Source organism: Paraburkholderia sp. MM5384-R2, assembly GCF_014201025.1.
Lineage (GTDB): Bacteria > Pseudomonadota > Gammaproteobacteria > Burkholderiales > Burkholderiaceae > Paraburkholderia > Paraburkholderia tuberum.
Map to the genome: position 1 here is coordinate 96,177 of NZ_JACHDI010000007.1, position 22,866 is coordinate 119,042.

Annotated in this window: 23 protein-coding genes; 7 read left to right on the forward strand and 16 right to left on the reverse strand. The window is 57.2% G+C overall.

Annotated features, from left to right (window positions below; translation table 11 throughout):
• Nucleotides 1-44: 44 nt before the first annotated feature.
• The 3 genes from HDG37_RS14075 to HDG37_RS14085 all read right to left on the reverse strand — a co-directional run bounded on the left by HDG37_RS14075 (nucleotide 45) and on the right by HDG37_RS14085 (nucleotide 3,348).
• On the reverse strand, nucleotides 45-1,217 hold the full coding sequence (locus HDG37_RS14075) for a 4-hydroxybenzoate 3-monooxygenase (protein WP_184048353.1): 1,173 nt from the start codon (nucleotides 1,215-1,217) through the stop codon (nucleotides 45-47).
• A 118-nt stretch (nucleotides 1,218-1,335) separates the two neighbouring features.
• Nucleotides 1,336-2,295, reverse strand: coding sequence for a PDR/VanB family oxidoreductase (locus HDG37_RS14080; protein WP_221312006.1), 960 nt, complete (start codon nucleotides 2,293-2,295; stop codon nucleotides 1,336-1,338).
• An 18-nt stretch (nucleotides 2,296-2,313) separates the two neighbouring features.
• A complete protein-coding gene (locus tag HDG37_RS14085) occupies nucleotides 2,314-3,348 on the reverse strand; it encodes an aromatic ring-hydroxylating dioxygenase subunit alpha (protein WP_184048356.1) in 1,035 nt (344 codons plus the stop codon).
• 134 nt (nucleotides 3,349-3,482) lie between these two features.
• Between HDG37_RS14085 and HDG37_RS14090 the strand changes: the two genes are divergently transcribed.
• The 5 genes from HDG37_RS14090 (at nucleotide 3,483) to HDG37_RS40315 (ending at nucleotide 8,989) form a co-directional block, all read left to right on the forward strand.
• Nucleotides 3,483-4,406: a LysR family transcriptional regulator gene (locus HDG37_RS14090; RefSeq protein WP_184048359.1), complete on the forward strand. Its 924-nt coding sequence runs from the start codon at nucleotides 3,483-3,485 to the stop codon at nucleotides 4,404-4,406.
• A gap of 450 nt (nucleotides 4,407-4,856) precedes the next feature.
• Entirely contained in the window at nucleotides 4,857-5,522 is a 666-nt protein-coding gene (locus tag HDG37_RS14095; protein WP_184048362.1) for an OmpW family outer membrane protein, read from the forward strand.
• Nucleotides 5,523-5,571: 49 nt separating this feature from the next.
• A complete protein-coding gene (locus HDG37_RS14100) occupies nucleotides 5,572-6,522 on the forward strand; it encodes a hypothetical protein (protein WP_184048365.1) in 951 nt (316 codons plus the stop codon).
• 118 nt (nucleotides 6,523-6,640) lie between these two features.
• Complete coding sequence (locus tag HDG37_RS14105) at nucleotides 6,641-8,101, forward strand: benzaldehyde dehydrogenase (protein ID WP_184048794.1); 1,461 nt, start codon at nucleotides 6,641-6,643, stop codon at nucleotides 8,099-8,101.
• A 66-nt stretch (nucleotides 8,102-8,167) separates the two neighbouring features.
• Nucleotides 8,168-8,989, forward strand: coding sequence for a hypothetical protein (locus tag HDG37_RS40315; RefSeq protein WP_409260111.1), 822 nt, complete (start codon nucleotides 8,168-8,170; stop codon nucleotides 8,987-8,989).
• Between the two features lie 88 nt (nucleotides 8,990-9,077).
• Here the strand turns inward: HDG37_RS40315 and HDG37_RS14115 are convergent, their stop codons facing one another.
• Nucleotides 9,078-9,434 (reverse strand): winged helix-turn-helix transcriptional regulator, encoded by a 357-nt coding sequence (locus HDG37_RS14115; protein WP_409260124.1) that lies wholly within the window; start codon nucleotides 9,432-9,434, stop codon nucleotides 9,078-9,080.
• A 144-nt stretch (nucleotides 9,435-9,578) separates the two neighbouring features.
• Between HDG37_RS14115 and HDG37_RS14120 the strand changes: the two genes are divergently transcribed.
• Together HDG37_RS14120 and HDG37_RS14125 are read left to right on the forward strand one after the other, a co-directional pair.
• Nucleotides 9,579-10,475 carry an SDR family oxidoreductase gene (locus HDG37_RS14120; protein WP_184048370.1) on the forward strand — a complete coding sequence of 299 codons (897 nt, stop codon included), beginning with the start codon at nucleotides 9,579-9,581 and terminating at the stop codon, nucleotides 10,473-10,475.
• A gap of 285 nt (nucleotides 10,476-10,760) precedes the next feature.
• Nucleotides 10,761-10,922 (forward strand): hypothetical protein, encoded by a 162-nt coding sequence (locus HDG37_RS14125; RefSeq protein WP_184048373.1) that lies wholly within the window; start codon nucleotides 10,761-10,763, stop codon nucleotides 10,920-10,922.
• A 45-nt stretch (nucleotides 10,923-10,967) separates the two neighbouring features.
• On the opposite strand, the gene HDG37_RS14130 is transcribed toward HDG37_RS14125, so the two are convergent.
• The 12 genes from HDG37_RS14130 to HDG37_RS14185 form a co-directional block, all read right to left on the reverse strand.
• Nucleotides 10,968-11,843 carry a fumarylacetoacetate hydrolase family protein gene (locus tag HDG37_RS14130; RefSeq protein ID WP_311541316.1) on the reverse strand — a complete coding sequence of 292 codons (876 nt, stop codon included), beginning with the start codon at nucleotides 11,841-11,843 and terminating at the stop codon, nucleotides 10,968-10,970.
• A gap of 112 nt (nucleotides 11,844-11,955) precedes the next feature.
• Entirely contained in the window at nucleotides 11,956-12,807 is an 852-nt protein-coding gene (locus HDG37_RS14135) for a 3-hydroxyacyl-CoA dehydrogenase NAD-binding domain-containing protein (protein WP_184048797.1), read from the reverse strand.
• Between the two features lie 74 nt (nucleotides 12,808-12,881).
• Nucleotides 12,882-13,781, reverse strand: coding sequence for a hypothetical protein (locus HDG37_RS14140; protein ID WP_184048379.1), 900 nt, complete (start codon nucleotides 13,779-13,781; stop codon nucleotides 12,882-12,884).
• Between the two features lie 24 nt (nucleotides 13,782-13,805).
• Complete coding sequence (locus HDG37_RS14145; RefSeq protein WP_311541317.1) at nucleotides 13,806-14,603, reverse strand: aldolase/citrate lyase family protein; 798 nt, start codon at nucleotides 14,601-14,603, stop codon at nucleotides 13,806-13,808.
• 145 nt (nucleotides 14,604-14,748) lie between these two features.
• On the reverse strand, nucleotides 14,749-15,930 hold the full coding sequence (locus HDG37_RS14150; RefSeq protein WP_184048385.1) for an OmpP1/FadL family transporter: 1,182 nt from the start codon (nucleotides 15,928-15,930) through the stop codon (nucleotides 14,749-14,751).
• A gap of 360 nt (nucleotides 15,931-16,290) precedes the next feature.
• Nucleotides 16,291-17,259, reverse strand: coding sequence for a PDR/VanB family oxidoreductase (locus tag HDG37_RS14155; protein WP_184048389.1), 969 nt, complete (start codon nucleotides 17,257-17,259; stop codon nucleotides 16,291-16,293).
• Between the two features lie 83 nt (nucleotides 17,260-17,342).
• Nucleotides 17,343-18,266: a 3-keto-5-aminohexanoate cleavage protein gene (locus HDG37_RS14160; RefSeq protein ID WP_184048392.1), complete on the reverse strand. Its 924-nt coding sequence runs from the start codon at nucleotides 18,264-18,266 to the stop codon at nucleotides 17,343-17,345.
• A gap of 41 nt (nucleotides 18,267-18,307) precedes the next feature.
• A complete protein-coding gene (locus tag HDG37_RS14165; protein WP_184048395.1) occupies nucleotides 18,308-19,009 on the reverse strand; it encodes an alpha/beta fold hydrolase in 702 nt (233 codons plus the stop codon).
• A gap of 99 nt (nucleotides 19,010-19,108) precedes the next feature.
• Nucleotides 19,109-20,089: a 3-carboxyethylcatechol 2,3-dioxygenase gene (locus HDG37_RS14170; RefSeq protein ID WP_184048398.1), complete on the reverse strand. Its 981-nt coding sequence runs from the start codon at nucleotides 20,087-20,089 to the stop codon at nucleotides 19,109-19,111.
• Nucleotides 20,090-20,112: 23 nt separating this feature from the next.
• A complete protein-coding gene (locus HDG37_RS14175; RefSeq protein ID WP_184048401.1) occupies nucleotides 20,113-20,559 on the reverse strand; it encodes a nuclear transport factor 2 family protein in 447 nt (148 codons plus the stop codon).
• Nucleotides 20,560-20,640: 81 nt separating this feature from the next.
• Nucleotides 20,641-21,579, reverse strand: coding sequence for an alpha/beta hydrolase (locus tag HDG37_RS14180; protein WP_184048404.1), 939 nt, complete (start codon nucleotides 21,577-21,579; stop codon nucleotides 20,641-20,643).
• Between the two features lie 54 nt (nucleotides 21,580-21,633).
• Nucleotides 21,634-22,692 carry an aromatic ring-hydroxylating dioxygenase subunit alpha gene (locus HDG37_RS14185; protein WP_184048407.1) on the reverse strand — a complete coding sequence of 353 codons (1,059 nt, stop codon included), beginning with the start codon at nucleotides 22,690-22,692 and terminating at the stop codon, nucleotides 21,634-21,636.
• Nucleotides 22,693-22,866 lie beyond the last annotated feature (174 nt).

Consider the following 22,866-nt stretch of genomic DNA (forward strand, 5'->3'; position numbering starts at 1 on the left):
CGTCCGAATAACGGATACTTTGTATTTTCCAGCGAGTGGCGCACTCAACTCGCAAGCATGCCGACGTAGTTTTCCGCAAGGGCCGTCGAGGCAGCTCTCGAAGATGAGACGTAATCAAGTTCCGCGAGTTGCAATTCCTGCTGGAACGGTGTGGCATCGTCGAACCTGTGAAGCATGCTCGTCATCCACCATGAAAAATGCTCTGCCCGCCATACCCGTTTGAGGGCATTTTCAGGGTATGTTTCGAGATTGGCTTTGCTGCCAGTCGCGTAAAACAATTTAAATGCCTTAGAAAGAATGCGAACATCATTCACCGCCAGATTCATCCCTTTGGCACCCGTAGGCGGGACGATATGGGCAGCGTCGCCCGCGAGGAACAGTTGGCCGTGTCGCATCGTGCTGCAGACGAAGCTACGCATCCCAACGATGTTTTTCTGGAAGATACTGCCCTCGGTAAGCTTCCATCCATCTTTCACCTCCACGCGAGCGTGAAGCTCCGACCAGATCCGGTCGTCCGACCAGTTCTCGACGGAATCACTTGGATCACATTGGAAATACATCCGCTGTACACCAGGCGAGCGGGTACTGATCAGCGCAAAGCCGCGATCGTGTCGCGCATAGATCAGCTCTTCACTCGACGGCGGAGCCTCGACTAAAACGCCAAACCAGCCAAATGGATAGACTCGCTGGTATTCTCGTCGAAGATGTGCCGGGATAGCCGCGCGCGACGGCCCGTGGAAACCATCGCACCCGACGATGTAATCGCACTCAAGCACGTGGTCCTTGCCTTCGCTGAAGTAGCGAATACTAGGCCGCTCGGATTCCAATCCTTTCAATGTCGTACCCGATACATTGAAAACCGGCACTGACCCGGCTGCAACCCGCGCGGCGACGAGATCTTTGATCACTTCGTGTTGCGCATACACGGTGATTGCGTGACCGGTCAGCTCGGTCAAGTCGATCCGATGCCGTGCGCCTTCAAACGCCAGTTCAAATCCATGATGAAGCGCACCTTCCCGACGCATGCGCTCACCGAGCCCGCACTGGTCGAGTAAATCCATGGTCCCTTGCTCAAGGACCCCGGCCCGGATTGTTGATTCGATCTCCGCTCTGCTGCGGCTTTCAATAACGACCGATTCGATTCCCTCCAGATGCAGGAGGTGTGAAAGAAGGAGGCCCGCCGGTCCGGCTCCGATGATCCCAACTTGAGTGCGCAAAATGGTCTCCGACCCGCTTCGAATGGCGGGAAATACTAATCAATCATCTAAACCTGTACCGCCGCCCCTGTAGGCCGCGATCCGATTTGTCACCAGGTGAGGCAATCAATCCGCATCGCTACAGATCAAGCACTAGCAACGGCGAACACGAGCGCGAACAACAAGGAGTGAACTGGTCATTAGCTGCATGTTCTTCGTCAGTCAGGAACATATCTCTGTGCAAGGGCCTGCCCTCGAGAACGCGCGTAAGGCACGTACCGCACACGCCTTGCTCACACGACGTCGGAATGTCAACGCCATGCTTGGCGAGTACCGACAAGGCCGTTTCTTCGGTGCCGACTTGCAAGACCTCGCCGCTGCTCGCGATTCGGATCTGAAACGGTCGGTCCTCCGCGTGGGTGTCTTCGATTGCGCTAGCAAAGTATTCGCGATGCAAGAGCTCCTCGCCATATCCGGCAGCTCGCGCAGCCGCCAAGACGTAATCAATGAAACCACCCGGCCCGCAGACGTACACGTGTGTGGCCGGACCGTTCGCAACACTGAGAACGGAGGCCGCATCGAAACGCTGTGCGGCGTCGCCATCGTCAAGATGGAGGATGACCCTCGACACAAAGCTCGATGCCTTCATGCGTTCCATGAAAGCAAGCTTAGCGCTTGAGCGGGCGCAGTAATGGAGCTCAAAAGAGTCGCCGGCCCTGGCGAGGCTTTCGGCCATCGACAAGAGCGGCGTAATCCCAATGCCACCAGCTACCAGAACCGAGTGCTTCGCGTCCCTCGAAAGCTGAAAGTGATTTCGCGGCAGGCTGATTGTGAGGGTGGTTCCTTCCTTGAGCCGGTGCATACCAACGGAGCCTCCACGAGAACCAGGAGCCTTCAGCACCCCGATCGAGTAACGGTGTGTCTCGGTCGGGTCGTTGCAAATCGAATACTGGCGGACGGGACCGCCAGGGAGATGCACGTCGATGTGCGAGCCCGCGGTGAACGATGGAAGACGACTTCCGTCTGCACTTACAAGATCAAACGCGCATACATCCTCGGCGACCAACTGCCTGGCCGCAACTTTGACAATCATATTCATGATATTTCCCGCCTGGATTCAGAGCGGCGCCGGCGCCGATTCCGCCTTGATCATTGCTGCCCATAGTCGACGCGCCTGCACCGGGGCGATATCGAATCCAATGTCGATGAACGGCCGGTCAGGAGTGCGCTTCATACTGCGGTATTGCGACTCGATGATTTCCTTGTCTTCACCGAATGTGATGACGATATTCCGGTAGATTTCGTCTGTGACCGATGGCTCATCGAGGCGAAAGTTGTGTGCGGCGGACCAGAAGTAATGCGTTGTGTCGTCCGTTTCGGGAGTCATCGCGTTGAGACCGCGGAAGCCGAAACCACCGTCCCGGTTGCCTTCCGGTGCTCCCGTGCCCACGTCTTTGGCTCCGGTGAAGATTCGCACAAGTCCAGGTTCAAACTCGATTTCCTGCCAGCGGTCGACTCGATCGGTGCCAAATGTATAGGAAGAGGTATAGGTGGGAGGGGGAACGCAATCCAGCATCCAGCGCTCCACGCGAACACCATTGTCCGTGCGCGTCGTCTTCGTTGTCGCTGCAAAGTGAGTTTCCGCGTCGCCACCGATAGTCTGCTTGTGGACGTAACCCAGATGCGTCAGGTCGAGCAGATTGTCGTAGATCAGCAGATGGTCTGCGTCGATAAGGTAGGTGTTTTTCCTGTACTTCCATTTGCTGTCCCGATGCCACGGGTATGCGGGAATCTTGCTTGCATCGGCCTTCTCGGCTTCCCCCATCCAGATCCAGATCAGGTCGTCGCGCTCGACGACCTGATAGGCTTTCACCCTGGCCTTGGACGGGATCTTGTCCTGGCCGGGAATACGGACGCATTGGCCGTTTAAATCATATTCCAGTCCGTGGTAGGCGCAGCGCAGGCAGTCACCTACAACATCGCCGTGGCGCAACGGCAGCGCACGATGACAGCAACGGTCCTCCAGCGCCGCCACGGAACCTCCGGTGCCTCTGAACAGGACGACGGGTTCATTCAAGAATGTCCGCGCCAACGGCACGGTTGTCACCTCGTCGGCCCAAGCCGCGACGTACCACAAGTTTCTGGCAAACATAGTTGTCTCCGTATTTCCGAGATGAGATCGGCGGACGCCGTCCGACCGTTTTTCTGCTCGATTGACTTTCCGTCAGTTTCACGGTTGCCGTATCATCTGGCAATCCGATAGCATAAATAACGGTGATAGACAGAATGGATAACTTTGATTTAAACCTGATCAAGGTCTTTGACGCCTTGCAACGGCACGGACATGTCGGCAAGGCTGCGGAAGAGTTAGGCCTAAGTCAGCCGTCCGTGTCTTACGCTCTCAAACATTTACGCCAACAGCTAGGGGACCCGTTATTTGTAAAAGTTAGACATGGCATGGAACCCACGACGCGCGCGATCGCACTGACCCCCGTTGTTCAGTCGATCCTCGCCGATATCCGGGAGCACATCCTTACCGCGCCTGGTTTCGACTCAGGCACAGCGCGCAGAACGTTCACTCTTGCAATGTCAGATGTTGGAGAAATGGTCTTCTTGCCCAAAATCCTGAAACGGATCGCGAGAGACGCGCCCCTCGTTGACGTGCGTACTGTGTCGACTGCTCCAAAGGATCTGATGGCTGCGTTGCAGCGCAGTGAAGTGGATCTCGCCATTGGGTATTTCCCGGACCTTCAAGGTACGGACGTCTTCCAGCAACGACTGTTTCGTCACAGCTTTGTCTGTCTGGTCCGGGTGGACCACCCGGTTGTCTCAGAGGGGCTAACGAAGAAGCAGTTTCAATCGCTACCGCACGCCGTCGTGCAGGCCGAAGGCCGCAGTCAGGAAATCGTCGAACAGTTTCTCAAGACGAAAGGCGTCCAGCGCCGTGAGATGCTCCATTCGCCTCATTTCTTGAGCATTCCAATGGTAATCGCCTCCACTGACCTGATCGTCACCGTCCCGGCTGCCGTGGCCGAGGTGTTCGCACGGTTTGCCGACGTTTGTGCGCTTGAACCTCCCTATTCGATGCCGTCATTCGATTTGAAGCAGCATTGGCATCGCTCCCAGCAAAATGATCCCGGAAATCGCTGGCTGCGGGCTCAAGTGCTCGATTTGTTTGGGGACGATGCTACTGCTTCACGACGTAGATGACGGCGATGTCAACGGGCAGGGTTATTGATTCCATCTATTATGGTTATTTAACCCATCGGCTTGTCAAATCGTCGTGCCGTGCCGAAACTTCAGTTAAGCCAAGGCGCACGAAATAAGCGTCGGCGACACCTGGCGAGACCAACCATCGCGCCGGGGCATAACGAACTGGAGACAACCTCGTGCATCCACGACACCTCTTGCGATGGGATCAGCGCGCGCTGGCCCGTCGTCACTGTAAATCCGATTTGCAATCAGAAATCTTCTCTCGCCCCGCCACGAGCGCCTGACGCGTTCTCGTCGCCCTCAAAAGATCTATCGGCTGGCTTTCGCAGATGTAGCCCGGAAATCCGGATTGATGCGCGTTGTGCCAATGGTCTTAACTCCTGTCCGGAGTTGAGATGGCGCACCCGCACGCAAAAATACATAACGACGTAACTAGCGGAGACGAACGTGAATAAAGTTTTAAAGGAAGTTACTCCAGCCATTGTGGCTTTGGCGAGTCTTGCATTTGTTCAGGTTGCGCACGCGCAGGGCACGGCTGACTATGACAGGTGGTGGATCCGTACCGGACCGGCATGGGTTGCCTTCGATGAAAAGGCTGAGTTGTCCGTCGCGGGAAGCACAGTACCTGGAGCAGGTGCTGATGTAAAGGACAACGCTGCCTTCATCACGGAGTTTGGATATCGCTTCACACCGCATATTTCCCTGGGCCTTACGCTGGGAATTCCAGCGACCACCACGCTGACGGCCAACGGCACGGCCGCCAGCGTCGGCAAGATCGGCAAGGTCAAGTACGGACCCGCCGGCCTGACCCTGCAATACCAGTTCGACGGCATCGGCGGATTTCATCCGTACGTAGGCGCAGGGGTCACCTATTTGAAAGTATTCAGTTCGTCTGGTGAAGCCGTTCAGAATTTTGATGTTCACCAGGCATGGGGCGGCATTGCGCAGATCGGTACCGAATATAGTTTGTCCAAAAACATCGGCTTGTTCATTGACCTGAAGAAACTGATTTTGCGCACGAACGCGACAGGCACTCTTGGCGGGGCTCCGGTGCAAGCACATGTTCGGCTTGATCCGTTGGTTGTGCAGACTGGCGTGATGATACGGTTTTAGTCTCGCCGTTACGCCCACCTTTAAATAGCGCTGGATGAGGGAGTACAGCATGCAAGCAGCTTTGGAGTTTCCGACCCGCAAAGGTTATAAATGGATCGCACGGGAGATCGAGAGCCTCGACCCGGAAGTTCACTACGAACGTATATGGGCATTGTCGACGACATACTATGTTGACGACATGTTCATGAACATTCTGTACACGACGGGTATTCAGTGCTTTACGCAGCCTCCGGCCGGTAGCGTCATCATGGGTCAGATTACCAAGAAGGCGATCACGAAGAAGCAGAAGCGAACGGACGACACACTTCAGCACTTCTGGAAATGGTTCGAATTCGGCCCTTCCAACCCCGACGCCCGACGCTCACTCGCCCATGTCAATTCCGTTCACCAGGCACTGTCCAAGAAAGCGCCCGGGACCTTTCCGGCCCGTGACGTTATTTACACTACGGCGTGGATTGGCGCTGACATGCATCGGCTGCGCCTGTCCCTCGGTTTGCCGGGCTATACCGAGAAGCAGAAGATCGCGACCCAACGTTACTGGGCCGCGGTGTCGAGGCTCTTCTGGAGCGAAGATGGATACATAACAGACTACCCCGAATCATTCGAAGCAATGCTGATCTTCCTGGAGGATTATGAGGCCCAGCCATGGGAACAAGTGCAGTCAGGTAAAGAGCTGGCCGAGGCCCTCACTCAGCAGTATATGGAAGCATGGTTTCCGCTACCGTTCAGAGCGCTTGGTCGCCAGGTCATCCTATCGTTACAGAAGCCGGTTATCCGCAAGCTGATGCAGATGGGCGATCCCAACCCAATCGCGAAATGGGCAATCAGGAAAGCATTCTGGCTGATCATTATGCTCAAGGAGCGCGTCCTTCCAGATCCGAAGCTCTCAACACCAGAAAAAGCGCGACGTCGGAACCCGACGCCAAGTCAGCACCTCGAACCGCCGAAGGCGAAGGCCGGAGGGTGTCCGTTCCATGCGTCGATGTCGGACGATCAATAGACTTTTTACCTTGGCTGCGCCCTGTGATATTGCTGCGTGCGTATAGAGCCTAATCCATTAGCGAAGAACGATCATGAATAATCTCGCGTCGCCCGAAGCGACATCTGCGCATAGTCAAATGTCGGCCGGTTTTTTGCCGCCCTCCGTCTGGAATGAGCGATTCTATTCTTCCGGCTGGCGCAAAGCCGCGACCGATGCTGAGGTTATAGCACCGGGATCAGGAGAGTTGCTCGGACATACAGGCATGGCATCGGGTTCCGACGTCTCGTACGCGGCAATGCAGGCTCAGGCCGGCCAGAAGGCATGGGAGGCGACCGGCTACGACGCCCGCGCGGAAACGTTGAGAAAAGCGGCTCACCTCACAGAGCAGCACCGTGACGAGATCGTAGGATGGCTGATTCGCGAGAGTGGCTCGGTCAGAGCGAAAGCTGAGTTTGAGGTCGCGGTGACGATCAAATGTCTCTATGAGGCTAGTGCAATGCCGTCGCAGCCGAGCGGTCATGTGCTGCCGTCGGAGGCAGGACGGATCAGCCTCGCGCGACGTCGTCCTATTGGGGTGATCGGAGTCATTTCACCGTTTAACTTCCCGCTCTACCTTGCAATGCGTGCCGTTGCGCCCGCATTGGCAGTTGGCAACGCAGTCGTGCTGAAGCCGGACCCCCGCACTGCGGTGTGCGGAGGGTTCGTCATAGCGCGGATTTTTGAACTTGCAGGCCTGCCCATCGATGTTCTGCACGTGCTGCCTGGCGGCCGAGATGCAGGCGAGACGCTCTGTCGAGACGGTCGTGTCGGCATGATCCAATTCACCGGATCGACGAACGCCGGACGAGCGGTAGGGGAACTCGCGGGGCGCCACCTGAAAAAGGTTTCGCTTGAACTCGGCGGCAAGAACTCGCTGATTGTCCTTGATGACGCTGATCTGGATCTTGCTGTAGTAAATGCCGCGTGGAGCGTGTTTCTGCATCAAGGACAAATTTGCATGTCAGCCGGGCGGATCCTGGTTCAGGCAGGTATTGCAAAAGAATTTGTAGAGCGTCTGGCTGCCAAGGCTCGTGTTCTGCCCGTGGGTGACCCCGCGTCGCAAGATGTTGCGCTTGGACCACTCATCAACCAGCATCAAGTGGACAACGTTTCGAGGATTGTCGCCGCAAGCATAGCCGAAGGCGCGACGGTGGCCGCCGGCGGCAAAGCGAACGGGCTATTCTTCGAGCCCACTGTCCTTGCTGACGTGCAACCCGGAATGACCGCGTTTAACGAGGAGATTTTCGGTCCGGTCGCTTCGGTTTGTACCTTTGATACCGATGAGGACGCGGTTGCGCTCGCGAATGACACTGAGTTCGGCCTGTCCGCGGGCATCATTTCACGCTCCGTGGGCCGCGCGATGCGTATTGGTGAGCAACTGCGAGTAGGACTGCTCCATATTAACGACCAGACAGTGAACGATGAGGTCGTCAATCCTTTCGGAGGTGTCGGTGCCTCAGGGAACGGATCGAGTATTGGCGGACCGGCGAACTGGGATGAGTTTACGCAGTGGCAGTGGCTGACCGTCAAAGGTGCGCCGCCTAGCTATCCGTTCTAACGCAGTACGACCTACCGGACGCAAAAAACCCAAAAGCCGCGCTCCCGGGGGGAGGGGCGGCTTTCAATGGGCCTAACTGAACGGCGTTACACCCTTAAGGCCGCCTTCGGCAAGGACGGCACCGTCACGGCGGCCAGCTCCAGTTCGATCTCCGATGGTGCAGCGGCGTTGGTGATGATGCGTGAGTCCACCACCGCACGCGAGCGTGGGCTCGCGCCGCTGGCGGTTATCCACAGGCATGCCACGCATCCACAGGAACCGGCCTGTTCACTACTGCACCCGTGGGCGCGATTCAGAAGCTGCTCACCAAGATGGGGTGGCAGCTCGACGATGTCGAACTTGTGGGAGATCAACGAGGCGTTCACCGTAGTGGTCATAGCAGCAGAGCGCGAACTGTCGCTGCCGCATGAGCAGGTGAACGTACATGGTGGTTTCTGCGCGCTCGGTCATCCTATCGACGCGACGGGCGTTCGTTTTATCATGAAGTTGCTCGGGGCGCTTCGCCAGCGCGGGGTCAGGCGTGGCGCGGCCACCCGTGGATCGGCGGCGGCGAGGCCACTGCCCTCGCCATCGAGGTCGTCTGAACGACATCGTTGCTACTCGGAAGTAGTCTCAACAGCCGCTTTGCGGACGAAGGGTTTCGCGCACCCTGACCATGGGTTTTCGCGGCACAGAGGACCGGCCGCAATGCCCGTACACCATTCCGCGGTATGGGCGTTCAGATCGTCGAGATTGGCGAACTTAGCTGCACGTGGAACTGACGTGTGCAGATACCGCAGCGCCACTTTTCGCGGTGGTGGTAGCTTAGGATCCACCCCGGAGTCCGACTTAATGGTCAGGGGACGCTTCCTCCAGGCAAGTAGCAGTGCGCACATTGCGGATGACTAGAAAACGCAGCGGCCTGAGGCGAGTTAAGTCGGGAGAGATCGACCTGTCCGATGAAATCGGACCTTGCAAGGGCCGCTCCTTGCGCGGCTCAACTGGATGAAGTTTTTCTCCGCGCTTCCATAACCTGGCCCAGATTGGCCTCAACCCAGTCCGCAAGAGTCGCGACATGGCCTGAGGCCTGTCTACCCAAGGGCGTCAGCGCGTACTCGACATGCGGGGGAATCACCGGATGCGCCGTGCGCCTCACGAAGCCGTCCTGCTCCAGGCGCTGTAACGTGAGGGCTAGCATCCTCTCACTTACTCCCGTCGCCTTGCGGCGCAGTTCGCTAAAGCGCAGCGTGCCGTCGCGCAGAGCGATCAGGCATAGCACACCCCACAGACTCGTGACATGCTTGAAGACTTCCCGTGATGGGCAGTCGGCGGTGTGCAACTCTCCGCGTCGCATCGCTTCTGTCAAGGGAGCGCTTCGCCCTCCCAATTGCCTGGATTTCGACCGACTCATAGTGACACTAACATTTGTGTTGGTACTTCCATAAAGGGCTGTTCAAGGCTAGCCTGTCCATCTCACGACATCAACGAAGGATCCGCGATGGACAACCCTATCCTGGTTACGGGCGCTTCTGGACACTTTGGCCGGCGAGTGCTGCATCATCTGATTGAAACTCTCGCTGTTCCGGCCGCGCGTATCGTTGCGGCCAGCCGCACGCCGGCGAAGCTGGCAGAGTGGGCCGCAAAAGGCGTAACGACGCGCGAATTCGACCTCGATAACCCCGCTGCAGTGTCGTCCGCCCTGGTCGGCGTCAAGCGTGCGCTGCTGGTCAGCACCGATGCGATTGACCGCCCGGGTCACCGTCTCGAACAACACCGCAGTGCCGTGCGCGCGTTCGAGGCCGCCGGCGTGCAACACGTCGTCTACACGTCCGCGCCGAATCCGGAAAACGCGCCGCTACTGATCGCCGCGGATCACGAGCAAACTGAAAAAACTTTGGCAGCCAGCGGATTGCCAGGCTGGACTGTGTTACGCAACCACTGGTACTTCGAGAATCTGTTCATGTTCCTGCCGTCGGCGATCGCGTCAGGAACCTGGTACGCTGCGGACGAAGGCAGGGGTAGTGCCGACATCGCACGCGATGACCTGGCGCTAGCCGCTGCGACCGTGCTGGGCGGCAGCACGGAGGGCAAAAACATTTACACGTTGTCGGGCTCCAGGGCGCTCACCAAGCTGGAAATTGCATCCACCGTCAGTGCCGTCATCAACAAACCAATCGAAGTTGTGCAGTTGCCGCTTGAGGACCTGGTGCGAGGTACGGCGGAAGCTACAGGCTTGCCCGAGCCTGTGGTGCGCGTATTCGCGTCTTTCGATACGAATACGGCTGCTGGACGGGTCGAGAAAGTCACCGGCGACTTTGAGCGTATCACCGGTCGGGCGCCCCAGAGTTTCGAAAACTGGGTAGAGGCGAACAACGCTGAACTGGCGGCGCTCTGAAAAACGACGTCTGAAACCCGCAAGGCAATTGGTGCCCTCGACAGCGCGCGTTTTGCCAGCATCCTCGTACCAGGTATTCCTGCCTGAGATCTATACTGCGCTACCGACCAGCGAGCCGCCGCTCGTCCTTGTCCCGTCATACGCCTGGCCGCCCTGTCGTTAGGACTGGATTCAGATTCAGGGGATTCCGGTGGCTCGCCTTCTCCTCTGCTGAAGTCCAGTAGTCCGGTGCACGTACTGACACCGGGCTATTGCGTGAAAGGTCTGGAGCCATGGCTCCAAATAATGAAGCAGCGGCGTCCGTTGAACGTCGTCAGCGTCGCGATGCCCAACGATCTTGCCTGGACAGCATGGACGATGATGGGCCATCAACCTCTGTGGCGCAACGACTACCAAAGCATCGAACCATGCCTGTTTTCGTTGCCCGGTAGGGTGCAGGATTTCTGATCGGTTACGGAAGATTGTTTTTCCGTCACCTCGAGACTGGAGTCCTCAGCAACGCCTTACGGGGTTGACGAGGGTACACAGATTCTCTATCCCGACTCTTACGTCGCCACACGCCTCGGCCAGATCCTCTCCACGGCCGCGATCGAAACGTCCGTCGTTCATGCTGAACGCGACGATATCGCCTGGGTCCAGGCGTACTACCGCGGACAGCGACTGCAGGATGCTCGACATGGATACTGGCAACTCGCAGGTGGACCATCGCGAGCACTCGCGACCATCAATCGATGAGATCACCGCCACCTGTCGCAGATCGACGTCAAGGTCGTCGACTGTAATGAAGGGCCCGAGTGGCCCGAAGGTGTCGACACTGTTGGATAGCGCTGATATTTCGATATCATGGTTGGCCACGCAGGGCTTGCCAGGTGCTTTCTCCGAGCGCCCAGCGCTCCTCATTCCAGGCGCCATGATGTCATTCATGACGGTATAGCCGAAAATCGGCACATGCCCGGTCGTCCCGGCCGAATACGAGGCGCCAACGACGACTGCCAGTGCAGGGCGTGGAGACACTCTTCCGTACCACGACTTAATACAAACTGCTCCGAGATGCCCCACCAGCGACGAAGTGGACTTCATCAGGACTGTTGTCCGCGGTTCCCCATTCGGCGCCTTGTCAAAAACGACGCTTATCACTTTCGTCTCAGCGCTAACGGGTGGGAGCCACGTCAGCCGATCCATCTTAACGACTGGGGCGTCAGCCAGCACTGCGCTGAACCGCGATCGCGAATGAGACCATGCACCGATGACCTCGGATATGCGATTCGGGCAACCATCTCCACTGCGTCCAAGGATTGCTACGTTCTCACTGTCTACGGGCACGGCTATGCGAGGACTGGCCTCGTAGTACACGCTTCCGAACTTCATCGCATCCTCCTTAATTCCAATTACCGCGAAGACGACCCCAAAACGGACTCTTTCTCTTCAATCCTGGACGACTTGTCCCGGCAATACGGTTTTGTGCATTCGCAGACGGTGATCAGCAGTACGTGAAAAACCCCTGGCCGCTTTTTCTGCCTAGCCTTCCGGCGTCCACCATCTCGATGAGCAGCTGTGCCGGACGGAACTTCTGATCTCCGAAATCCGATGCCAGTACCTGCATAATCGCTAACAGCGTATCCAGGCCAATCAGATCCGCAAGCGCAAGGGGACCAATGGGCTGGTTGCATCCGAGCTTCATGCCGAGGTCAATGTCTTGCGCAGTTGCCACACCTTCCTGAAGGGCAAAAACGGCTTCGTTTATCATCGGGCAGAGCAGTCGATTGACCAGGAACCCGGGGCTGTTTCGAACGGAGATCGGTTTCTTGCCGATCTTTTCGCAAAACGCTAAAACCGACGAATGCGTCGCATCGGAAGTACTCAAGCCCCGCACTACTTCAACAAGCGGAAGGACAGTAACCGGATTGAAAAAATGCATGCCGATAAAGCGCGTCCGGTCTTTCAGAACAGATGCCAACCGGGTAATTGAAAGCGAAGATGTATTGGTTGCGACCAACGCCTCTGACGAAGCCACAGCTTCGAGCTTGCCCAGAATCGCCGACTTAACGGTGAGATTTTCAGTAGCGGCCTCAATGAAAAGATCCGCCGCCGCGGCGGACTCGTAGTCAGTGCTATAACGAATCCGCCCGTAAGCTTCGTCGCGCCGCGCCCCGTCTATTTTCTGCAGCTCGACGAGCCAGACAAGGCGCTGATCTATCGCGGTCGATGCTTTCTGTAATGCCACTTCCGACACGTCAAGGAGGATGACGTCAATGCCGCAAATCGCACATTGCTGTGCAATTCCCTGGCCCATCGTTCCTGCGCCAACCACTGCGATTTTGCGAATGTCCATTTCTTGAAAATTTCCTGACTCGGGTCTCAAACTGCGGCCTGTTTTCTGACTGGTACCGGACGACGCCTCGATCGTCATGGAGCGACGATCATTGGATAGTCGTTTTCATTCAACACCCAACCATCCTTTTGCGAGAAATCGATTCGCGGTGGAGAGAAAATGTCCACCAGCTGGTTGATTCCTTCGGACATGCCACGTGACGTGTGAATGGCAGGCGGTGGGATGACTGCCAGCGATGCAGCACCGCAATACTCGTGGTCGTCAGCCCTCCAGCTATTCAGATTCGACGTCCATGGCCAACGGACATGATGTGTGAACGAACCTTCCAGCGCTAACGATCCCTGCTCGAACGAATCGTGGAAATGCGGAGACAGCTTCGTTATATCCCGCGGTCCATGTTGAGTTGGTAATACGTTCACCATGAAAGTGGTGCATCGCCAGATTCGCCCAAACCGCCCGGGCTGGTCCGGAACATCGAGACTATATTGGCGGACCATGAACCCTTCGGGGGGATCTGGCCACGGCGCGAACGGTGGGATGTTGGGATGGGCCGAGCGATACGCCTTTGCGTTCGCAGATTTCTCGCACAGATCTTCACTAGCCGCCGTGAACATCATGACGAGGCGACCGGGCGCCGTGGCTCGGATCACGCTATCTCCGGCGGGGACAAAGACTATCGAGTTCCCCGCTACCTTGCTCGTTTTCCCTGCCCAGGTCACTTCGATCGATGTCGCCGCGTCAGGAATCAGGATGACGTACTCATCCGGTTGCTTCGGCCGGACATATTTCGCGCCGTCCAACACCTCCGCGTAGGCCACGACGAAGTTCTGGCCTCTTCCATACCAGACTTTCATTGACTCGGATTTCTCCCGCGGTTCCGTAGCGTAGAACCGAAGATATTCAGCGGCCGCAAAGTCTGTCGCTGTTGAGCCGCCTGAAGAGAGCGTGGATCGGGGATCCGATTGATCGTACATGGTCATCCTCAACGGTGGATGGTGTCATTTGCTGATGTTGTTCCTGCATGCAGCCTGAAAATCGCCCAGGGCGAGTTTCGCGGCGCTTCGCATGAATCCCTGATCGGACGAGATCACAAACGCCGACACGCCCAGAGCATGAAACTCAAGCGCCTCATCCGCGTCCGTTGCCAGCAGGCAGACCGGTTTTCGCAACCGGCGCGCGGCTTCGATTACTCTGTGTGTCGCGGCCTTTACCCGCGGCGTGCCCGGTTCGCGGTCGCCGAGTGCCACTGCAAGATCGCCGCGGCCAATGAAAATTCCGTCGAGCCCTTCTATGCCTAGGATTTCGTCGATCTGATCGACGGCTGGTGGGTCCTCGATCATGGCGATGACCGTCACGGTTTCGTCTGCATCGTCGATGTGTTGCCACATGCTTTTTCCACCATACCGACCAGCCCGCGGCGAGTTTGAGTACCCTCGCGTGCCCGCGTACCGACACAACGATACAAGTTGAGCCGCATCACGCGCCGAAGATATATGGGGAGCGAGAATGCCAGTCGCACCATCATCAAGAGCTGCGAGAATATATTCAGACGCTACAACCGGAACGCGAACCAAGGCACTAGTGCCCGCCGCTTTCGCAGCCAGCAAGGTCCTGTCAACTGAGACTCTGTCGAACGGCGCATGTTCAGCATCAATGATGACGAAGTCGTATCCGAGCTCACCGACGATTTCAACTGAATGTGAAGAAGGCGTCTTTATAAACGTACCAAAAAGGGGGACCTCGCCGGATGTGAAAGTCCGGCGAAACGTCCGTTTTGATGTAGTGTCCATTACCATGTTCTTCCCCTATTTCAACCCAGGATCAGGTCGCTGGAGCGTGCGAGTGAAGTTACGGTGTCAAGCGCAATCCATTTTCTCCACCGCTGCTTCGAACCAGCGTCGTCTATATCGAGCCAGCGGTACTTCGTACCTTGCTAACCAATCAGAATTTGTGTGTGTAGCCGATCGTATAGAGCTGGAGATTCGTGCTGATGTTGGTCCCCGTGCTAGGCCCAGTACCTACTATGGTTCGTGGGATGTCATATTCGAGCGACGCTGTCACGAGGTTCCTCTTGTCGATGGCATAGGTAACGCCAAGCGTCACCGCCTTATTGTTGATTCCGTTCGCGAAGAAGTTGGCTAGCGTATGATCAGAGTCGAGGTGGCTGTTGGCCATGCTATAGCCTGCGCGAACTGTCCAACGGTCGCTCAAGTCGTAAGAGGCTCCAAAACGGAAAACATTCTGGTCGTGCCAGTTGAAGCTCGATGCAATGTTGTAACCCGCGGCTTTCGACCATTCGATCCGCATGTAATCCATACCGACCGTCAGTCCTGGGAGTGGACGCACCGCGATGCCCGCACCGTAGTGGGCCGGACTGTCCACGTGTCCATGGCTTGGTGCGAAAAGGTCGTTTTTGTACCCGCTCAGCGCACTGAACCAGGTCTTGGTGTAGTAGGAGGCCCCCAGCGTCACGGCCGGAACAGGGGTCCACAAGACGCCCACCCCACTGCCGATACCCGCGGCCCACGAATTACCATGGCTCGGCAAGGCGAAAGGAATGCCGTCAGGGCCCGCACCGATAACACCGTTTGCGCGAAACTGTTCGATCCCCAGAACCAGCGAGAGGCCGATCGCGAGATTAGGCAACGGTTTGTATGTAACCGTCGGCGCGGTGTTCACGACGGTGAGACTTGCCTTTGCCGGGCCTGCTCCGGGGATCGGTAAGAGCGGCTGACCGTAGTTTGAGGCAAGACCTGCGCCGGTCACTGAAACGCCAAACGTCCATTGAGGAGCGATCTGAAAATTGACTCCTCCCCCCGGCGCGGGGACTATCCCTCGCGAATAGAACTTGTTAGCCGTCGAGCCAAACGTGGCATCAGCCTGAGTCACCAGCAGAAGGCCATATACATCGAAGCGGGCACCTAGCTCAGCCATACCGGCGGGGTTGTTCGCGGCTGCGGTGGTATCTTGGGGTAACGCGATTGATACTCCACCCATGCCAGAAGCGAACGGACCGTTCGCAGTGAGATAAGATCCATTTGTGGCGAACGCGGTACTGCTCAACGCCCCCATGCCGCACATCGATAGGGCGAGTTTGATGCCTCTGGGTACTCGGTGATTCATGTCTGTCTCCATATTTTTTATGAGTCGATCGAGCCTTGTCACCCAAAAGGATGTGGTTCGCCGATGTGTTGTGTAACTACCTGATTAGCCTTCGCAAACTCCTTCCGCACGATGACTCGATTGATAGCTGCATTCGCTGTACGAGAGAGCGTCGCAGAGAAAGCTGCCCAAAAGCTCCCATTGATCTCTGACCGCGCGAAGATCGAACGCTTTCAGCAAAGCTGTCACTGTCCCTGCTGTTGCGCGCCTGCACGTCTTCAATATCTGTTTCATATTCCCGTCCATTTGCCGCGCACCGGATTTCGAGGAACGTTCGCCGCTGCAGCATGCCGATGCGATTCTCCAGTTTGATAGACTCAGTCAGAGATCCAGAATCAGTCGAGCTGATTTTGAGCGTGAGCAACACGGAGTGAATCGATCCTTCTGGCGATGTTCTGCTTCGGTCAGGATCATGTCCCGATGGTCCGGATCACCATCAAGTACTCGCGTTACACAGGTACCGCAGACCCCTTGCTCACAGGAAACGGGGATGTCAATTCCATGTTCTGCGAGAACCTGTACAACTGACTTCTCGACGGGAATTTCGAACACCTTTCCGGTACTGGCAATTTCGACCTCAAACGTGCCTGTGCTCTGATTTGCCGTGGGCACGGCGGCGGCAAAGTATTCGCGGTGCAGGTTTTCCTCCGCCCAACCGAGCTTCTTTGCGGTTCCCAGGACATGCTCGATGAATCCGCCTGGTCCGCACACGTACGCGTGTGTGGACGACTCGGGGCGACCGAGGACTCTTTCCGCGTTGAACTGCTGGTCATTGGGACCGTCATCAAGATGCAATTGCACTCTCGAAGAAAATGACGAAGCGTTAATCTGGTCTACAAACGCCGTTCGGCTCAGCGAACGGCTCGCGTAATGCATTTCGAATTCCGCCCCGACAATCGCAAGTCGGTGGGCCATACAGAGAATCGGGGTCACTCCGATCCCACCCGCAATCAGGATTGTTTTCTTCGCATCACGCTTCAATTCGAAAAGATTTTTTGGCTTGCTGATCTCCAGAACCTGACCTTCGTTCACAGCGTCATGCATGCAGGAGGACCCACCCCGCGTTTTTGGATCACGGAGCACCGCGATCAGATAGCGATGATTCTCTGCCGGCGAATTGCAGAGGGAATATTGCCGGACCATGTTATTCGGAAGATGTACATCGATGTGAGATCCGGCACTGAACGGTGGCAGTCGATCGTCGCTCGCCGGCGCCAGTTCGAAACTGGCGATCCCATCGGCCTCCATCAGTTTCTTTACCACCCTAACCGTAATATTTCCGTCCGACATGATTCGCATTCCTGATTTACTTAAATACCTTCCCGTGGTGGAACAGGCGTTGCGGTATCTGGCGCCCTGGACGATCTCCAGATCTAGAATCCCACCCGATTGCGTCCCTTCAGTCGCAAAAGACCTCGGGCCTCCTCCGGAGTCGCGACTTCCAGCGAAAGAGCTTCAATGATGGTTTTCACCCGCCTGACCTGTTCTGCATTCGTCTGGGCCAATTGACCTCGCCCCGCCCACAACGAGTCCTCCAGCCCGACGCGACAGTTGCCACCCATCGACGCCGAGAGGGCGCACATGCGCATCTGATGCGCCCCCGCTCCAAGCACTGACCAGACGTAGTCGTGACCGAAGAGGCGATCAGCCGTCCGTTTCATTTGCAGCACGTCTTCTGCATGAGCCCCGATGCCGCCAAGAATGCCGAAGACCGACTGAATGAAGACTGGCGGCTCGAGAAGTCCCCGTTCAATGAAGTGCGCTGCCACGTAAAGGTGACCGATGTCATAGCACTCAATCTCGAATCGGGTATCGTTGTCGCGACATGACCCGAGGATGAACTCGATATCCTTGAATGTGTTCCGGAAGATGCGATCGTTGCTTCCCTCCAGATACGGACGCTCCCAGTCGTGCTGGAACTCCTTAAACCGATTGAGCATCGGATACAGGCCAAAATTCATTGAGCCCATGTTCAATGAAGCGACCTCGGGCTTCAGTTGCAATGCAGGTTGCAGGCGCTCTTCGACGGACATCGTCGGAGCCCCCCCAGTAGTCAGATTGATGATCACATCGCTAGCCGCGCTAATCTGCGGCAGAAACTGACGGAACATTTCCGGATCCTGGGTGGGGCGTCCATCGCGGGGGTCCCGGGCGTGAAGATGCACCATCGCGGCGCCGGCCTGCGCTGCCTCAATTGCGGATGTAGCGATCTGCTCAGGCGTGACTGGCAGATATGGCGACATTGAAGGGGTATGGATAGAGCCTGTAACCGCGCAGGTGATGATTACTTTGTTCATTTTCAGCTCGTAACTCAAGGGTCGACCGATCGGAAAAAACGTCAGGCAGCAAGAAAGGTGAGCGCCGCGCGCTGGAAAACATCCGACTCAGGCAGGTGAAGGTGATCCACGCCCGGCACCAGTTCAACCTGGCATCGCGGAAGAACCTCGGCCAGAGGTTCAAGTGGAAGCGCAATTGAATCGCGATCTCCGCAGACAAGCAGCGTTTCGCAGTCGACGCTGGAAATGGCCTGGGAAGACAGCACCGGGTTTGGCGACCGACGCAGGCATGCGGCAACCGACAGCGGGTCGTTACCCGCTGAAATAGCGTATTCGACAAGCGCTTTGATACCTGCAGGGGTGTCTTGCGTAACGCCCTGCTCCAGTGCAGATGCGACCACGTCGCCCAGCTTTTCGGGGGCAAATACGTTACCGCCCACCCCGGCGAGCACCAGTCGGCTGAACCTTCCCGGTGAGCGCCTTTCGATTTCGAGCAGGAGCTTCCCGCCGAGCGAATAGCCAATGCCGTACATTGCCCCGGTTTCTGGCAAGTCCAGGACCACCGATTTTGCGAGGTCTGCATAGTCGGCAGGGTCACTTGAATGCCTGGAGCGTCCATGGCCCGGCAGGTCGACAGCGATAGGTTCCATGCCCGCGGCCTCCAGCCTGGTTATGAAACCAGTCGCGCGCCATACCTTGTCGTAAGATCCTCCCCAGCCATGGAGGAGCAAGACCTTCGGGACCTGTCTTGAGTTATCGGACACAATTTGCTCCTCAGATTGCTAAGCCACGGGGATCGATTTCGCTAATGGACATCCGAGAAAAATCGAGTCACCGCGACCAGTCTGCCGGCGCTTTTCGGATCAGCGGGCGTGCACGATACCGACGCCGACAGCGAGGGTGGTGTTCGGCGAGTAGAAGTCCACGGTCAACGTTGAGCGGTCGTCAAATTCCTGGGCGGCCGCGACAGCCGCGATCCATTGCCTGATTTCACTTCCGCCGTAGCCCGCCGCCTTGAGGACATCCGCGTCGGTCCAGGTGTCGAAGACTGTGAGGTCGCCGCCTGTCAATGCAGTGAGAAATTCCTTATCCCAGTCTTCGTTGATCCAGGACGCGTGGAAGCTCCCGTCGAGCAGTTGGCCACTGAGTTTATCCATCCCGGTGCCGATGTCGGCCATCCACTTCTCGCGCGACAGGGTCCCTCGCTTGCCGCCCGATACAATGTAGTCGCGGACGACGTCGGTCGGAGCCGTGTCGTATTGAGGGAAGATAAAGTCGGTCTGATGCGAGAGACCGCCTGAGCCGAGAAATGCGACCCGTTTATTCAGCGTTCGTGCAAACCGGCCGATTTCCGCGCCAATCTGGCGGCAACGCCGAAACGTCGGACGTGGGTCGGCAATGGTGTTGATGTGAACAGGCAACACAGGCTTCGCGTCCAGTTCGCCGAGAAAATGATGGAGCACATTGGAGAAACCGTGGTCGACTTCCATTGCATACGACGTGGCAACGTCAAAGTCCCGCTCTACCAGATGTGCTGCGGCGGCCGATGCCACGTCGCGCGGAATATCGAGCCGACCAGGGTAGCCGCCGCAATCGTTGAGCGCTGTGGCAATCTGTCCGACGACAAATTGCGGCATCAGGTTCAGATGGATGCCATCGTAATGGTCACCCCCGAAGACGATTACCAGCTCGGGATCGAACTCCTTGAATTCCCGGACCCGCTCGTCATAGACTTCCCAGAAGTCCCGATTGGCCTGGCGCCCTTGAACCGTAACCAACGGCACGTGCGGAACGCAGGCCAGATAGCCCTGTCCGTTTTGGCTGGTGTTTTCCTGATTGATCATCTCAGTCTCCGTTACTGTCATTTCTAACGAGCAAACTTCGCCGCTCCCGGCCCGACAAAGATCGGGTGGATACTGCGACGCTCAAACAACCATTCCCCTTCGGGACCCCTGATACACACGTCGCTGACGTCGGCAATCGTCGACGGGAGGTCCGAGGCGATCGGTAGCTCTCCATGCCCCGCAAACACGACCAGGACAGAGGTAAGGGTTGCGTGTTCGGCGTCATGAACGCTTACATCGAGTCCGCTTACGACATGTCGTGTCTGTCGCTTGGTTCGCACGTTGTCTTCGTTGCGCGCAGCGAAGAATTCCTGAATCGCCCGGCGTCCATTCAGTTCCATCGAGCCAAGCTGCAGTGTTCCGTTCTCGGTGAAAAGAGTGCCCGCGTCGGTGTCATTGCGACGATCGGCACATGCCCAGTAAGCAGCGTCCAGGCCGATAAGTTCGAAGGTGTCGCTCGGTGTTCCCATAACGTGCCTCGGATAAGAAAGTCTGTTCCCCGGGTGAATCAAGACCGCAGCCCGTTAGCCGACTGGTCGGAACTCCACGGGTTAATGTTGCCTAGCGTCGAGACGTTCTCGCGCATCATTGAGATGTCTGCGCAGGAAAGCGGACGCTCCGCGAATCGCTCGCCAGCCTTCCTCGAGAACGGGTGCGAACGAATGCCATACGTGCGGCATTTTTGGCCAGACCTCGAGACAAACCGCTACGCCTTGCGCTCCGGCCCGGGAAGCCAACCGAATGGAGTCATCAAGCAGGATCTCGGCGGATCCTGCCTGGATAAGGAGCGGTGGAAAGCCCCCAAAATCGGCGCCAAGTGGCGACGCAAGTGGATCTGAAACCGCTGCACCACCTAGGTAGGCTTGCACGCACCCCAGCAGCATCTGGGAATCGAGCATCAGATCCTCAGCCTGCTTGGACACCACCGTATTTCCCTGTAGCGAAAGGTCAATCCATGGCGAAAACAGGACGGCAGCGGCGGGCATCGGCAGATCCCTATTACGCGCCACTGAAAGCGCCGCCAGGACCAGGCACGCACCGGCAGAGTCGCCAGCCATCACAACAGCCGATGCAGGCGTGCCGTTACTCAACAACCATTCATAGGCGTCGGCTGCATCCTCGACCGCGGCAGGATATGGACTTTCTGGCGCCAACCGGTAATCGACAATGAGAACCCGCGCCTTGGCGCCCTCCGCGACTGCGCCGGCCAGACCCCTAAACCCTTCCGCATCGCCAAGTACAAACCCGCCACCGTGCAGATAGAGCATGACTTCGCGCTGGCCTCCGCTCGAGGGTGTGCCCTGAATCATCTGCAACGCGGGCTTGTCGATGCGTGCGACTTCTACCCGGTCGAACCGCATTGCCTCCGGCAAGGGAAATTGCCGGTTTCGCTCATCTACAGCGTGCCGAAGATCCTGCAGCGATCCGGTTGGACGACCGCGGAACTCTGTCAGAAGTGTCTGCACCATTTCCAGTTGGGAACGATTCATTGTCTCGCCGATATTCTGTTGTTCAACCGATTCGCCAAGGTGCTGCGCGAGCGGTCATGCCAGCTCTGTCGTTTCAAGTGATTCCGCCGCTTCTTTCTTCAGCAGGTTGTCAAGAACCCACAACATCTTGCCAGGGCCGGCGTCATGAACAATGCTGACCTCTCTGGCATCGCGCCGATCTTTCATGTTGCGATGCTGACCTTCCAGCATCTCCTTGTCTTCAACAAACGCGGCGTTGACCGCCTCGTACAGCATGTCGCTCATGCCCGGGCCATCCGTTGACACGTTTGAACCCCACGAGTAGTAGTAGTCCACCCAATCTTCGTCGCGAGGCGTAATCGCCTGGCAGGTGTAGCTGTCGAGTACCAGGTTGCCGTCCGAGGGTCCCTCGGTTGCCGAGCCCGCGGTCCATACCTGAAAATGCAGAATAAAATTGCACGGTACCGTCATCTGCACCTCGAAGTTCAGGTCGAAGAGCATGTCGGGCGGAAAGAGATGTTGAGCAAAGACCGGCGCGGGAACACTACGAACCCAGAATTTGGAGTCGACCCCGCGAGGCGTAATAGCGTGTTCGGGGCGTACTTTTGTGTACCCGTCGGTACCGCCGAAGGTATTGCGATGGACCCATGTGAGATGGCTCAGGTCCATCAGGTTTGCGATCTCGAGACGGTAGTTCGCGTTTACACTGACCTTGGACGTCTTGATGTTCCACTGCGGATCACTCGGGCCGACGGCAAAGCAGATCAGTTCCGGGTCCGCCTTCGCCGGATCGCCCATCCATACCCAGATCCAGTTGTGTTTCTCGACCACGGGAAACGTCCGTACGCACGCTTTTTCGGGGATTCGTTCCTGGCCGGGGATTTCGGTGCACACGCCGTCCGGACCGAACTTCATTCCGTGATACATGCATCGAATCGAATCACCCTCTTTCTGCCCAAGATGAAGCGGCGCCTGCCTGTGGCAGCAACGGTCCTCCATCGCCACCACCGCGCCGTCGGGCTTGCGATATAACACCAGGGGTTCACCGGCGATACGACGGCTCAGCAACGCACTCTTCCCCTGGCTCACTTCATAATCCCAGCCCGCGCAGTACCAGCTATTCCGAAGGAACATGTTTGTCTCCATTTAGATTTGGGCGGTGGTAACCGTCACCGGCCTTTCGTGCTTGCTTGATGGCAAGTCTATAAAAGCGAATCAGGTCCCGCTCCCTCCGTTGGGGAGGGTGCTCCCGATACGCAGACCAGGAAAAACCCGATGACGAGGAGCCCCGCTGTAAGAGGCTTGCAT

Coding starts and splice junctions, on each gene's coding strand:
- HDG37_RS14080 (WP_221312006.1), bottom strand. CDS start 2,295: ATGAATATGATTGTCAAAGTTGCGGCCAGGCAGTTGGTCGCCGAGGAT.
- HDG37_RS14085 (WP_184048356.1), bottom strand. CDS start 3,348: ATGTTTGCCAGAAACTTGTGGTACGTCGCGGCTTGGGCCGACGAGGTG.
- HDG37_RS14090 (WP_184048359.1), top strand. CDS start 3,483: ATGGATAACTTTGATTTAAACCTGATCAAGGTCTTTGACGCCTTGCAA.
- HDG37_RS14100 (WP_184048365.1), top strand. CDS start 5,572: ATGCAAGCAGCTTTGGAGTTTCCGACCCGCAAAGGTTATAAATGGATC.
- HDG37_RS14105 (WP_184048794.1), top strand. CDS start 6,641: ATGTCGGCCGGTTTTTTGCCGCCCTCCGTCTGGAATGAGCGATTCTAT.
- HDG37_RS40315 (WP_409260111.1), top strand. CDS start 8,168: ATGGGCCTAACTGAACGGCGTTACACCCTTAAGGCCGCCTTCGGCAAG.
- HDG37_RS14115 (WP_409260124.1), bottom strand. CDS start 9,434: ATGCGACGCGGAGAGTTGCACACCGCCGACTGCCCATCACGGGAAGTC.
- HDG37_RS14120 (WP_184048370.1), top strand. CDS start 9,579: ATGGACAACCCTATCCTGGTTACGGGCGCTTCTGGACACTTTGGCCGG.
- HDG37_RS14125 (WP_184048373.1), top strand. CDS start 10,761: ATGAAGCAGCGGCGTCCGTTGAACGTCGTCAGCGTCGCGATGCCCAAC.
- HDG37_RS14130 (WP_311541316.1), bottom strand. CDS start 11,843: ATGAAGTTCGGAAGCGTGTACTACGAGGCCAGTCCTCGCATAGCCGTG.
- HDG37_RS14135 (WP_184048797.1), bottom strand. CDS start 12,807: ATGGACATTCGCAAAATCGCAGTGGTTGGCGCAGGAACGATGGGCCAG.
- HDG37_RS14140 (WP_184048379.1), bottom strand. CDS start 13,781: ATGTACGATCAATCGGATCCCCGATCCACGCTCTCTTCAGGCGGCTCA.
- HDG37_RS14145 (WP_311541317.1), bottom strand. CDS start 14,603: ATGGTAATGGACACTACATCAAAACGGACGTTTCGCCGGACTTTCACA.
- HDG37_RS14150 (WP_184048385.1), bottom strand. CDS start 15,930: ATGAATCACCGAGTACCCAGAGGCATCAAACTCGCCCTATCGATGTGC.
- HDG37_RS14155 (WP_184048389.1), bottom strand. CDS start 17,259: ATGTCGGACGGAAATATTACGGTTAGGGTGGTAAAGAAACTGATGGAG.
- HDG37_RS14160 (WP_184048392.1), bottom strand. CDS start 18,266: ATGAACAAAGTAATCATCACCTGCGCGGTTACAGGCTCTATCCATACC.
- HDG37_RS14170 (WP_184048398.1), bottom strand. CDS start 20,089: ATGATCAATCAGGAAAACACCAGCCAAAACGGACAGGGCTATCTGGCC.
- HDG37_RS14175 (WP_184048401.1), bottom strand. CDS start 20,559: ATGGGAACACCGAGCGACACCTTCGAACTTATCGGCCTGGACGCTGCT.
- HDG37_RS14180 (WP_184048404.1), bottom strand. CDS start 21,579: ATGAATCGTTCCCAACTGGAAATGGTGCAGACACTTCTGACAGAGTTC.
- HDG37_RS14185 (WP_184048407.1), bottom strand. CDS start 22,692: ATGTTCCTTCGGAATAGCTGGTACTGCGCGGGCTGGGATTATGAAGTG.